Genomic DNA, 12401 nt, shown 5'->3' with positions numbered 1-12401 from the left:
GCTGCGGGTCGGCCCGGCAACATCAGGGAAGTTGTCGGCGCGTCAGCCTCGGTGCAGGCGGTCGAGCAGGTCGGCGCGGATGGCCGGCCGGGTGCCGAAGACGAGCAGGAACAGCGCCTCGCGCATCAGCCGCTCGGCCGGACGGTGCCGCAGCACCGCGGCGCTGCCGGTGGTGGTGGCGAGCAGCCCGGCGGCACGCAGCGCGAGGGCGGCCGCGGCGGCCCTCGCCGCGGGCAGCTCCGCGGGGCCGGCGGCGTCCAGGTCGGCCCGGCACCGGTCGATCGCCGCGTCCAGCGGACCGGGCCCGATCAGCCGCGCGCACCGGGTGGCCACGCCCAGCGGCAGGGAACCGTTGAACCGCAGGGTCGCCGGGTCGCGTTGCAGGTAGACCTCGTGCGGGACGGTGCCGGTGACCCGGCGCTCCGGCACGAAGTGCCCGGTGAAGGTGACCTGCACGGTGCGGCTGGCCGCGACCGCGACCATGTCGACCGGCGTCACGCTCAGGGTGTCGCTCTCCCGGGCGTCGATCAGCGACCAGACCAGCGTGTCCGAGGCGTCCCGCGCGGCGGTGAAAAGGGTGTCGACCAGCCCCCAGCCCGTCACCCAGGGCGCGTCGCCGTGCAGCAGCCAGCCGCCGTCGACCGGCTCGGCGCGTACCGCCGGCGGTCCGGGCCGGGTTGCCGCGATGATGGCCAGCCCGGCCCGCCGCTCACCCCGGCACAGCGGCTCCAGCCACTCCTGTGCGATCCCCGGACGCTGGCTGTGCGTGGCCGCCATCACCGCGCTGTGGTGCTGCGCCCAGACGAACGCGGTGGTGAGGCAGCCGCTGGCGATGATCTCCATCACCCGGGCCGCGGTCGCGGTGTCCTCGGCCGACGCCTCGCTGAAATGGGGCGGGCCGGCGACGCCGTAGAAGCCCTCGGCGGCGAGCAGGTCGAGGTGGCTGGTCGGCACCGTCTCCCCCGCGTCGACCGTCTCCGCCGCCGGGAACAGCACCTCGTCGGCGATGCGCTCCGCGCGGTCCAACACCTTGGCAGAGTTGCTCATCAGTCGGTCCACCGTCCGTTTCCGTCGTCAGTCGGTGTGTGGATTCTGCGGACAGCCTAGTGAACAGGCCATTGGCAGCCTAGAAGCCACATAGGCTAGCCTGAAAGCTACATAGCCGAGTGTTGTATTGGTCGATCCGGCACTAAGCTGGGGCCTGTCACGACGCTCGCGGGAGGTCGGCACGGTGACCGAAGACCCAGCAACGCGCTCCCAACGGGTCGGCACGTTCTACGACCTGATGGGCGCCTTCCTCGACGCCGTCTACGGCGACAACCTGCACTACGGGTTCTGGACCGACGACGACGACCACGCCACCATGCCGCAGGCGCAGGAACGCCTCAACGACGAACTCGCCGGCCGGCTGGCCATCGGTGCCGGCGACCACGTGCTCGACATCGGCTGCGGCACGGGCGGTCCCACCCGCCGGATAGCCCGGGTCACCGGCGCCGAGGTCAGTGGCGTCTCGCTCAGCGGTTGGCAGGTCGAGCGGGCCGGCGAACTCGCGGTCAAGGAGGGGCTGGCCCACCGGGTCCGCTTCGCCCGCGCCGACGCCACCGACCTGCCGTACCCCGACGAGAGCTTCCACGCGGCACTGGCCCTGGAGGTGCTGGTGCACGTGCCGGACAAGGCCGCCGCGCTGGCCGAGGCGCACCGGGTGCTGAGGCCCGGGGGCCGGCTGGTCCTCGCCGAGCTGACCCTGGCCCGCCCGATGGATGCCGAGCAGGAGCGGATCTGGGCGAGGATGCCGATGTCGACGCCGCCCACCGCGCAGGCGTACGCCGACCAGGTGCGCGAGGCCGGCTTCGAACTGGTCGACGTGCTGGACGCCGGTCCGCACGTGCGCCGCTCGCACCGGGCCACCCGGGAGGCCGTCGCCCGGGAACGCGAGCGTCTCTCCGGCACGTACGGCCCGCGGGTGCTGCGCCAGGTCGGCAACGCCGTACTGGACCTGCAGGCGGTCGCGGAATCCTGTCTCGGCTACCTGATGCTCACCGCCCGTCGGCCCGACCGAGGCTGACCCGTCCGGTTACGGCCCGGGGCCGACCCGGGCGGAGTTGAGGAGGACCCGTGTACCGACCCCGCACCGTCCACCGCGTCCTCGCCCGGCTCGCCGGTCGGCCCGCCGGGCGCGCCTGGCCGCGCGGCTTCGCCGACCGGCTCACCCATCCGGTACCCGGCCCGGCGGCGGTCCTGCGGCTGACCCGTGAGCGTGGCAACCGGCCGAGCGGCCCGACCGCCGGACGGGTACCGGTGGTCGACGAGGCGGTGCCCCGCCCCCTCCCCGAGCAGGCCGCGGTGACCTGGATCGGGCACGCGACCTGCCTGGTGCAGCTCGGCGGTCGGGTGGTGCTGACCGACCCGGTCTTCGCCGAGAAGATCCCGGGCACGCCGGCCCGGTACACGCCACCGGGCGTGGCCTGGGAGTCGTTGCCGCCGGTCGACGTGGTGGTGATCAGCCACAACCACTTCGACCATCTCGACGAGCCGACCGTACGCCGGCTGCCCCGGGACACCCCGGTGCTGGTGCCCGCCGGGCTGGCCTGGTGGTTCCAGGCACGGGGCTTCCGCCGGGTCGTCGAACTGGACTGGTGGGAGTCGACCACGGTGGGCGGCGTGCGGTTCGACTTCACCCCGGCACACCACTGGAGCCGGCGGGGCCTCTTCGACACCTGCCAGAGCCTGTGGGGCGGGTGGCTGATGACCGCCGCCGGTCCGCCCGCTCACCGGGTCTTCTTCGCCGGCGACTCGGCCTACGGCCCGGCGTTCGCCGAGATCGGTTCCCGCTTCCCGGGCATCGACGTCGCGCTGCTGCCGGTGGGCGCGTTCCGTCCGCGTTGGTTCATGAAGCCGTTGCACATGGACCCGGCCGAGGCGGTCCGCGCCTGCGGCGACCTGGGGGCGGACCGGATGATGACCATCCACTGGGGTACGTTCGCGCTCTCGGCCGAGCCGGTGCTGGCCCCTGTCGAGCTGGCCCGCAAGGCATGGGCGGAGTCAGGCCGGCCGGCCGCGGCCCTCTGGGATCTCGCCGTCGGGGAGAGCCGGCTGCTCGGCGCCACGTCCCGCTGACCCCGGCGCCCGGCCGGGCGCTGCCGGCCGGGCGCCGGGGGTCGGGGGTCGGGCCCGATCCGGCAGCCGGGGACGGCCCGCTCAGCGGCCGGCGCCGGCCACCCGGGCCCGACGGGCGGCGCGGGCGGCGAAGAACGCCCGCGGGGCCAGCGCGGCCGCGTGCGGCAGCAGCAGCGGCAGCCGGTCGCCGGTCTCCTGCCGCCAGATGAACAGGTGCGCACCCTTGTCACCCGTGGCGCCCTTGGCGAACTTCGGCTGGTTCACGGTGACGAACGCCAACTCGGTGTACTCGGTCTCGCGGCGCAGCACCAGGTCTCGCAGGATCTTGCCCCCGGTGTGGCTGGGTGCGATCCCGTTGCCGGTGTAACCGTGGCCGTAGACCAGGCCGTCACCGGTGCGGCCGAACTGCGGGATGAAGGTGCGGCTCCAGCCGATCGGCCCGCCGAAGGCGTGGCTGAACCGGACGTCCCGCCAGGCCGGGAAGAACCGGGCGAACGACTCCCGCAGGTCGGCGTGGGCGGCGTCGTTGCGCAGGTGCGCCCGGTCGGTGTCCCGCCCGTCGAAGTAGTACCACCGGCCACCGGACCAGACGACCCGGTTGTCGGCGGTCAGCCGGGCCGCGTGGGCGAACGACAGCGAGTCGCTGACCCCCTCCCGGCCGGGCCAGGCGACCCGGGCCAGCTGCGCGTCGGTCAGCGGCTCGGTCACCATCAGGTAGTTCCACACCGGCATGACCTTGGTGTGGGTCTGGGCGAAGCTGTGCTGCCAGGCGTTGGTGGCCAGGACGACCTCGTTCGCGGTCACCGTGCCGGTCGGGGTGCTCACCCGGTAGCGGTTGCCCACCTTGCGCACCTCGATGACCGGGGTCCGCTCGTGGATGTCGACGCCCTGCTCCCGGACAACCCGGGCCAGACCCTGCACCAGCCGGTGCGGGTTGACCAGCGCGCCGGTCGTCCGCAGCGCGCCGAGCACCTGCGGCGAACCGACACGCTGCTGGGCCTCGTCGCGGTCCAGCAGCTTGAACGAGCCACGCAGGCCGGTGCGCTCGCTGCGCTTGACCTGAAGTTCGAGCCGGGCCAGCTGCTTGCGGTCGGTGACCACCTGGAGCATGCCGTTCATGGCGAAGTCGGCGTCGATACCGTACTGGCGGCAGAACCGGCCGATGTCGATGATCGACCGGGCGCCGGTGCGGTAGACCCCGGCGGCCTTCTCCCGGCCGTAGTACCACAACAGCCGGCGCAGCACCTTGCCCGCGGTCAGCCCGACGAACCCGCCGTTGGCGCTGGACGCGCCGCCGCCCACCGTCCCGGCGTCCAGCACCCGGATGTCGGCCGACGGTTCCGCCTCGGCGAGGAAGTGCGCCGCCCACAGGCCGGTGTATCCGGCGCCGACGATGCAGATGTCGCAGGTCGTGTCGCCGTCGAGCGGCTCACCGGCCGCGACCGGCTCGGTGTCGTGCCAATAGACGCTGTTCCGGGTCTCTTCCACGTCGGTCTCCCAGTCGTCGGTGCGGACGTACCCGGCGGCGCGGCACACCGCCGGCGCGTGCCGTGCCACCGGTGGCAGCCACGTCGGTCCGCGTTCCCACTATCCAGAGCGTATGTTGTTTTCGGCAAGACCCTACAACCGACGGGGCTGGCCGCCGGCCCGCGCCGTCCGCTCGGCCCGGCGCTGCTGGCGCAGCCGGTTCATGAAGTAGTCGGCGTTGAGCCAGTAGAACTCCAACCAGATGTTGTCCGGGTCACGCAGCCAGATGCCGTAGCCGGCCTCCAGGAACAGCTCGCGAACCCCGGAGTGCTCGGCCCCGACCGCGTCCAGATGGTCGGCCCACTGGTCCAGGTCCGCCATTTCCGGCACGTGGTAACCAAGGTGGTGCAGGCCGACCCGCCGTTCGTCGAAGGGTGCCGGATCCGGTTCCACCGCCTGCCCGAGCACGATGGAGGAGAGCGACCCGCGGTGCACAAGCGTCCGGAAGGTGAACCCGGACTCGGCGGGTGTCGCGTCCCGTACCGGGGTGAAGTCCATGACCCGGCAGTACCACTCGGTGCTGCGCTCCAGGTCGCGGACGGTCAGGTTGACGTGGTTCCTGCCGTTGAGTTTGGGCACATGACGCATGATAGTGGCTTGACTCGTATCTTGGGTGTGGCGTGTTGTTGTCAACACCCGGTAGCGTGTCGTCACCTGGCAGCGTGGCCGCCGGTACCCGCCGGAACGGATGTGAGGAAACCGGGCATGCATCTGAACGTGTTCACCCAGTGCTCCCCGTCACCGCAGTTCAAGGGCATGTGGCGGGTCCCCGGCGACCGCACGGCCACCGGCTACCGGTCCCTGGAGTACTGGATCTCCCGGGCCCGCCAACTCGAGGCGGCCTGCGTCGACGCCCTGTTCTTCGCCGACATCCACGGCGTCTACGACGTCTACCGGGGATCCTGGGCACCGGCCGTCCGGCACGCGGTGCAGATCCCCTCCATCGATCCGGCACTGCTGCTCTCGGCCGCCGCGGCGGCCACCCGGCACCTCGGCTTCGCGATCACCTACTCCACCACCTACCACTCGCCGTACGAGTGCGCCCGGCTGTTCTCCTCGCTGGACCACCTCACCGGCGGACGGGTCGGCTGGAACATCGTCACCTCCTACCTGCGGTCGGCGACCGCCAGCGGGCTCGGCGACTATCTCGACCACGACGACCGCTACGACCGGGCCGACGAGTACGTCCAGGTCGCCCGCGCCCTGTGGGAGGACAGCTGGGACGCCGACGCGGTGGTCCGCGACGCCGAACGGGACATCTTCACCGACCCCGACCGGGTCCGGCAGATCGACCACGAGGGCCGCTGGTTCACCGTCCGCGGCCCGCACCAGTGCGAGCCCTCCCCGCAACGCACCCCCGTGCTCTACCAGGCGGGTTCCTCGCCCCGCGGCATCGATTTCGCCGCCCGGCACGCGGAGGTGGTCTTCCTGACCCTGGCCGACCCGACCTCCGGCGCCGAACCGGTGGCCGCCCTGCGCGCCGCCGCGGCGCGGCACGGCCGGGACCCGGGCACGGTCAAGGCGTTGCAGGGCACGATGGTCATGGTCGGTCGGGACCGGGCCGAGGCGAAGGCGAAGGCCGAGGCGTACAACACCCTGTGGAGCAGCGAGGGACAGCTGGCCAAGTGGTGCGGCTGGATGGACATCGACCTGGCCGCCTTCCCCGACGACACCCCGGTCGACCAGATCCGCAGCCAGGCCAGCCACTCCTTCCTCGGCTTCCTGCGCAAGCTCACCCCGGACCGCACCTGGACCGTGGGCGACGTCAAGTACCTCGTCTCCCGGCCCCGCCGGCCCCGGCTGGAGGCCCCGGTGACGCTGTTCGGCACACCCGAGCAGGTCGCCGACCGGATGGAGCAGTGGCTCACCGTCGCCGACGTGGACGGCTTCAACCTGATCCCCTGCCCGCCGTCGGACGGCATCGACGACATCTGCGACCTGCTCGTGCCCGAGCTGCAACGACGCGGGCTTTTCCGCACCGCGTACGACCCGGCGGAGACCACCCTGCGGGAACGGTACTTCGGCGCCGGGGCGTGCGCCTACCGCGATCCGGCCAGGGCCGTGGCCGCCCGGGAGGGCTGACCGGTGCGGCTGCGCGACACCCCCGAGGAGGCGGCGTTCCGCGCCGGACTGCGTGCCTGGCTGGCCGAACACGTTCCCCGCTACCGGGGCGGCACCGCACCGGGCGAGTGGACGAAGGCCCTGCACGCCGCCGGCTACAGCGGCCTGACCTGGCCGGTCGCCTACGGCGGGCGCGGGCTGCCGCCCACCTACCAGGGCATCTACGCCGAGGAGAGCGCCCTGGCCGGGGCCCCCGATCACGTCAACGTGATCGGCCTGGGCATGGTCGGGCCGACCGTCGTCTCGCACGGCACGCCCGAGCAGCAGAAACGCTTCCTGGAGCCGATCCTCTCCGGCGAGTTCGTGTTCTGCCAGGGCTTCTCCGAGCCCGACGCCGGCAGCGACCTGGCCGCCGTACGCACCCGCGCGGTCGCGGCGGCCGACGGGTGGCGGGTCACCGGGGAGAAGGTCTGGTCGTCGTACGCGCACCAGGCCGACTGGTGCCTGCTGCTGGCCCGCACCCAGCCGGGCTCCACCGCCCACACGGGCCTGACCTGCCTGCTGGTCGACATGCGCAGCCCCGGCGTGCGGGTGCTGCCGCTGCGGCAGAGCACCGGCGACAGCGACTTCAACCAGATCGTGCTCACCGACGTGCCGGTCCCCCGCGACTGCGTGCTCGGGCCGGTCGGTGAGGGGTGGCGGATCGCGATGACCACCCTGGCCCACGAACGCGGCACCTTCGGCATCACCCTCACCGCCCGGCTGGCCGTCGAGTTCGACCGGCTGCTGCGCACCGTGCACGACCTGGGGCTGGCCGGCGACCCGGCGGTCCGCGCCGAGGTGGCCGAGCTGCACGTGCAGTTGCAGGGGCTGCGCTGGACCGGCCACCGGACGATGGCCGCGCTGGCGCGCACCGGCAAGCCCGGGCCGGAAAGCTCGATCCTCAAGCTGCACTGGTCGATCACCAACCAGCGGCTGGCCGCGTTCGCGCTGCGCCTGCTCGGCCCGGCGGCGATGCTGCACGGCCCGGACAGCCACGCCGCCGGTCACTGGCAGCACCTGCGCCTGCGCAGCCGGGCCAACTCGATCGAGGGCGGCACCTCGGAGATCCTGCGCGGCATCATCGCCGAACGCGTCCTGGGCCTGCCCCGGACCAGGTGAGCCGTTGCGGCCGGAGAGGAAACATCATGGACTTCGCCCTCACCGACGAGCAGCGTGACCTGTCGGCCGCCGCCGCCCGGCTGCTCGCCGACCGGTACCCGGTCGAGCGGGTCGCCGGGCTGGCCGACACCGGCGGCGTCGACCCGGACACCTGGCCGCACCTGCGCCGGCAGGGCTGGTGCGACCCGGAGCTGGGCATGGTCGAGAAGGGGCTGCTGGCCCAGGAGGGCGGCTACGCCCTGGCCGCCACGCCGTGGTGGAGCACGGTCGGCCTGGCCCACCCGATCCACCGGGCGGCGGGCCGGGAACTCACCACCGACCCGCTCACCGTCGCCTGGCAGGACGACCCGGCCGGCGGCGGCTGCCGGGCCGCCCGGCACGGCGACCGCTGGCGGCTGACCGGCCGGCGCGCCCTGGTCACCGACGCGACGGCGGCCACCGCCCTGGTGGTCGCCGCCGACACCGACGACGGTGTCGCGCTGTTCGCGGTGCGCTCACCGGCCGCCGGGCTCGCCGTCGAGGCTCAGCCCACCCTGGACCGGCTGCGCGGTGCCGCCCGGCTGCGCCTCGCCGACACGCCGGGCGAGTTGCTGGTCGCGCCCGGCTCCGCCGAGCGGGTGCTGGCCGACGCCCGTCGACACGCCGGCACGCTGCTGGCCTGCGAGGCCGTCGGGGTGGCCCGGCGGGCCCTTGAGCTGGCCCGCCGGCACGCCGGGGACCGGGTGCAGTTCGGCCGGCCGATCGGTGCGTACCAGGCGGTGGCACACCGGCTGGCCGACAGCTACGTGACGCTGGAACTGGCCACCTCGCTGGCCCTGCGGGCCTGCTGGCTCCACGGCGCCGGGGACACCGCCCCGGCCGAGGTGGCCCACGCCCACGCCGAGGCCGTGGTCGCCGGCCGGCGGGCGGCCGTGTCGGCCTGCGAGGACGCCCTGCAGGTCACCGGCGGGCTCGGCGCGACCTGGGAGTACCCGCTGCACTGGTGGTACCGCCGGGCGCTCTGGCTGGACAGCTTCGACACCCCCACCGGCGCACACCTCGCCACCCTCGCCGACCACCTGCTGACCACGCCGCCGCAACCGGCCGGTAGGCCGGCCGGCTGACCGACCCAGTTGACAAGGAGCAGCGATGCTGACCAGACGACGTCCCGGAATCGACGTACCGGCCATCCTGCGGCTGATGGAGGTGGGTGACTACCTGCTGCCGTACACGATCCGGGCGGTCTGCCTGCTGCGGGTGGCCGACCGGCTCGCCGACGGGCCGCTGCCCGCCGCGGAGCTGGCCGACGCCTGCGGCGCGCACGAACCGTCGCTGACCAAGGCGTTGCGGTACCTGGCCACCCGCGACCTGTTCGCCGAGGTCACGCCGGGCGAGTTCGGCCTCACCCCGATGGCCGACCTGCTGCGGGCCGACCACCCCTACTCGGCCCGGGACATCTTCCTCTCCCCCGTGGTGTGCACCCGGGCCATGGAGGGTCTGGACCACACCCTGCGCACCGGCGAGGGCGCGTTCGACGCGGTGCACGGCATCGGCATGTGGGACCACTTCGGCCGGCACCCCGGCGACGGTGAAGCCTTCGACAAGGTGATGAGCGGGGTCACCGGCATGGAGCTGATGGCGATCGTGCGCGCCTCGGACTGGTCGCGCTTCGACACCGTGGTCGACGTCGGCGGCGGCAACGGCCGCTTCCTCGGCGACCTGCTGGCCCGCTTCCCCCGGATGCGCGGGGTGCTGTTCGACCTGCCCGGCGTGGTGGCGAACGCGCCGGAGACGTTCGCCGCGACCGGTGTCGCCGACCGGGCCCGGGTGGTGCCCGGCAGCTTCCTCACCGACGACATCCCCGCCGGCGGCGACGCGTACGTGCTCAAGCGGATCCTCTACAGCTGGAGCGACGAGGAGGCGACCGGTGTGCTGCGGCGGATCCGGGCCGCCATGTCCCCGCGGGGCCGGGTCTTCATCCTGGAGGCCGGGCGGCAGTCCGAGGCGGACAGCACCCCGCTGGCCCGCCGGATGGACATGCTGATGCTGACGCTGAGCGCGGGCGGCGCGCGCAGCCTCGACGAGCAGCGGGCCCTGCTGGCCGGGGCCGGACTGGAACTGGTCGAGGCGACCCCGACGCCGATGTTCCCGGTGATCGAGGCCCGCCCGGCATGACCGGGCTGCTGGCCTGGCTGGACGACCCGCGCGACGACCGGGGCATCCGGTTCTCCCAGCCGGACGGCGGCTGGCACCGGTGGCCGTACACCCGGCTGGCCCGGTTGGTCCGGGAGCACGCGGCCGGTCTCGCCGCGCGGGGGTGCGGCCGGGCGACGTGGTGGGCCTGGTGCTGCCCGCCGGCCCGGAGTTCGTCGGCGCCCTGTTCGGCACGCTGCTGGCCGGCGCGACCGCGTCGCCGCTCGCCCCACCGGCCACCTTCGGCGACCCGGACCGGTACGCGGAACACCTGGCCGCGGCCCTGGCGGTGATGCGGCCCCGGCTGGTGGTCGTCGACACCGGATCCGCATCGGCGCTCGCCGGGGCGGCGGCCCACGCCGGGGTGCCCACCGTCGACGTGGCGGAGCTGCCCGGCGGGCACGCAACTGCGGCCGGCACCGGTGGACCGAGGGGCGGCGCGGCGGCGACACCGGCCCGGCCGGCGCTGCTCCAGTTCACCTCCGGCACCACCGGCACGGTGCGCGGGGTGCGGGTGCCCGTTCCGGCGCTGGAGGCCAACGTCGCGGCCATCCGCGACTGGCTGGAGATGACGCCGGACGACCCGACCGCGTCCTGGCTGCCGGTGCACCACGACATGGGACTGGTGGGGTGCCTGCTGGCGCCGATCGTCACCGGTGCCGACCTGTGGCTGCTCACGCCGGCGGAGTTCGTCCGCCGACCCACCCGTTTCCTGGAGTGCTTCGGCCGGCACGGTGCCCGGCTGACGGCGATGCCGGGCTTCGGCCTGGCGCACGTGGTGCGCCGGGTCCGCGCCGAGCAGCTGGCCGGGCTGGACTTCGGGCGGTGGCGGGCGGTCATCGTGGGTGCCGAGCGGATCCAGCCGGCCACCTTGGACGATTTCGCCGGGTTGCTCGCCCCGTACGGGCTGCGCCGGGAGGCGCTGCTGCCCGCGTACGGGCTGGCGGAGGCGACGCTGGCGGTGAGCGGGCTGCCGCTGCGCACCGGGTGGCGGCAGGCGCCCGGGCCGGACGGCGTGCCGGTGGTCGGCTGCGGCACCCGCTCGCCGGTGCCGAGGTGACGGTGGTCGGCGACGACGCCGGGCCGGTCGGCGACGGCGTGGTCGGGGAGATCGTGGTCGGCGGGGCCGGGGTGACCGACGGCTACGCCGGCGGGCCGGCGTTCCCCGACGGCCGGGTCCGCACCGGCGACGCCGGTTTCGTCCGCGACGGGGAGCTGTTCGTGCTGGGTCGCCTCGGCGACAGCCTGAAGGTCCGCGGGCGGACCGTCTTCGCCGAGGACCTCGACGCGGTGCTCGGCGCGGCCCTGGGCGCGCCGCCCGGCCGGCTGGCCACCGTGCTGGGCCTGCGGGCCGGCACGCCGACCGTGGTGGTCCATCTGGAACATCCCCGGCCGGAGTGGCTGCCCCGGATCCCCGCCCTGGTGCGACCGCTGGTGCCGGAGGCGACCGTGCACGTCGTGCCGATGCCGGCGGGCACCGTGCCACGGACCACCAGCGGCAAGCCGAAGCGTCGCCTGCTGTGGCGCCGGCACCTCGCCGGGCCGGTGCCGTCCGCGCCGGCCGGCCTCACGGCAGGCCGAGGCTCCGGATGACGCCGGCCAGCACCTTCGCCCGGTGCGGCACCAGGTAGAAATGATCGCCGGCGAACACGGTGAGGTCGAAGGCCGCCCGGGTGTACCCCGCCCAGGCCGCCACCTCGTCCACGGTCGCCTCGGTGTCCGCGTCACCGACCAGCGCGGACACCGGCGTGGCCAGCCGTTCGCCCAGCACCGGCCGGTAGCTCTCGACCAGCCGGTAGTCCGCCCGCAGCGTCGGCAGCAACGCCGCCCGCAGCTGCGGATTGTCCAACGCCGCCGGATCGGTGCCGCCCAGCCTGCGCAGTTCCGCCCAGAGGTCGTCGTCCGGGCCGAGGTGTTTGCTGCCCGGCCGGTGATGGCACGGCGCGGGACGTCCCGAGACGAACAGGTGCGCCAGCGGTTCCCGGTGCCAACGCTCCAACCGGCGGGCCACCTCGTACGCCACCGCGGCACCCATGCTGTGCCCGAACAGGGCGACCGGCAGGTCCCGCCGGGGGGCGAGCACCTCGGCGATCATGTCGGCCAGCATCGGCATGGCGGTCACCGGCGGTTCGCCGATCCGGTCCAACCGGCCCGGGTACTGCACCGCCAGCAGCTCGACGCCGTCCGGCAGCTCCCCCGCCCAGCCCCGGTAGAACGGTGCGCTGCCGGTGGCGTGCGGGAAGCAGACCAGCCGTACCGTGGCCGCCGGCCGGGGCCGGTAGCAGCGCAGCCAGCGGCGGGCCGTGGCGTCGATCTCGTTCACCCGGCCGTCCCCACGCCGCCGGCCACCGCCGGTTCGCGGG

Annotated in this window: 12 protein-coding genes; 8 read left to right on the top strand and 4 right to left on the bottom strand. The window is 74.1% G+C overall.

The window, feature by feature from the left end; genetic code table 11:
• Positions 1-42 precede the first annotated feature (42 nt).
• Positions 43-1047, bottom strand: a complete 1005-nt coding sequence (locus tag KIF24_RS13045; protein WP_221084267.1) for an acyl-CoA dehydrogenase family protein — start codon at positions 1045-1047, stop codon at positions 43-45.
• Between the two features lie 184 nt (positions 1048-1231).
• On the opposite strand from KIF24_RS13045, the gene KIF24_RS13040 reads away from it, so the two are divergent.
• Complete coding sequence (locus tag KIF24_RS13040) at positions 1232-2065, top strand: SAM-dependent methyltransferase (protein ID WP_221084266.1); 834 nt, start codon at positions 1232-1234, stop codon at positions 2063-2065.
• A 50-nt stretch (positions 2066-2115) separates the two neighbouring features.
• Entirely contained in the window at positions 2116-3117 is a 1002-nt protein-coding gene (locus tag KIF24_RS13035; protein WP_221084265.1) for an MBL fold metallo-hydrolase, read from the top strand.
• 81 nt (positions 3118-3198) lie between these two features.
• Here KIF24_RS13035 and KIF24_RS13030 read toward each other — a convergent pair whose 3' ends face one another.
• Together KIF24_RS13030 and KIF24_RS13025 are read right to left on the bottom strand one after the other, a co-directional pair.
• Positions 3199-4674, bottom strand: coding sequence for an NAD(P)/FAD-dependent oxidoreductase (locus KIF24_RS13030; protein ID WP_331461107.1), 1476 nt, complete (start codon positions 4672-4674; stop codon positions 3199-3201).
• 63 nt (positions 4675-4737) lie between these two features.
• Positions 4738-5232, bottom strand: a complete 495-nt coding sequence (locus tag KIF24_RS13025; RefSeq protein WP_221084264.1) for a VOC family protein — start codon at positions 5230-5232, stop codon at positions 4738-4740.
• 117 nt (positions 5233-5349) lie between these two features.
• Between KIF24_RS13025 and KIF24_RS13020 the strand changes: the two genes are divergently transcribed.
• The 6 genes from KIF24_RS13020 to KIF24_RS35310 all read left to right on the top strand — a co-directional run bounded on the left by KIF24_RS13020 (position 5350) and on the right by KIF24_RS35310 (position 11631).
• Complete coding sequence (locus KIF24_RS13020) at positions 5350-6726, top strand: NtaA/DmoA family FMN-dependent monooxygenase (RefSeq protein ID WP_221084263.1); 1377 nt, start codon at positions 5350-5352, stop codon at positions 6724-6726.
• Positions 6727-6729: 3 nt separating this feature from the next.
• Positions 6730-7866 (top strand): acyl-CoA dehydrogenase family protein, encoded by a 1137-nt coding sequence (locus tag KIF24_RS13015; protein ID WP_221084262.1) that lies wholly within the window; start codon positions 6730-6732, stop codon positions 7864-7866.
• Positions 7867-7892: 26 nt separating this feature from the next.
• Positions 7893-8969, top strand: a complete 1077-nt coding sequence (locus tag KIF24_RS13010) for an acyl-CoA dehydrogenase family protein (protein ID WP_221084261.1) — start codon at positions 7893-7895, stop codon at positions 8967-8969.
• A gap of 25 nt (positions 8970-8994) precedes the next feature.
• Positions 8995-10020: a methyltransferase gene (locus KIF24_RS13005; RefSeq protein WP_221084260.1), complete on the top strand. Its 1026-nt coding sequence runs from the start codon at positions 8995-8997 to the stop codon at positions 10018-10020.
• Between the two features lie 142 nt (positions 10021-10162).
• Positions 10163-11098, top strand: coding sequence for an AMP-binding protein (locus KIF24_RS35315; RefSeq protein WP_331461106.1), 936 nt, complete (start codon positions 10163-10165; stop codon positions 11096-11098).
• Positions 11095-11631, top strand: coding sequence for a hypothetical protein (locus tag KIF24_RS35310; RefSeq protein WP_331461105.1), 537 nt, complete (start codon positions 11095-11097; stop codon positions 11629-11631). The genes KIF24_RS35315 and KIF24_RS35310 overlap by 4 nt, the downstream gene beginning before the upstream one ends.
• Here the strand turns inward: KIF24_RS35310 and KIF24_RS12995 are convergent.
• On the bottom strand, positions 11606-12361 hold the full coding sequence (locus KIF24_RS12995; protein WP_221087326.1) for a thioesterase II family protein: 756 nt from the start codon (positions 12359-12361) through the stop codon (positions 11606-11608). The two genes, KIF24_RS35310 and KIF24_RS12995, sit on opposite strands and share 26 nt — an antisense overlap.
• Positions 12362-12401: the final 40 nt, after the last annotated feature.

This window comes from Micromonospora tarapacensis, from assembly GCF_019697375.1.
GTDB lineage: Bacteria > Actinomycetota > Actinomycetes > Mycobacteriales > Micromonosporaceae > Micromonospora > Micromonospora tarapacensis.
This window is presented reverse-complemented; position numbering and strand designations above follow the sequence as displayed.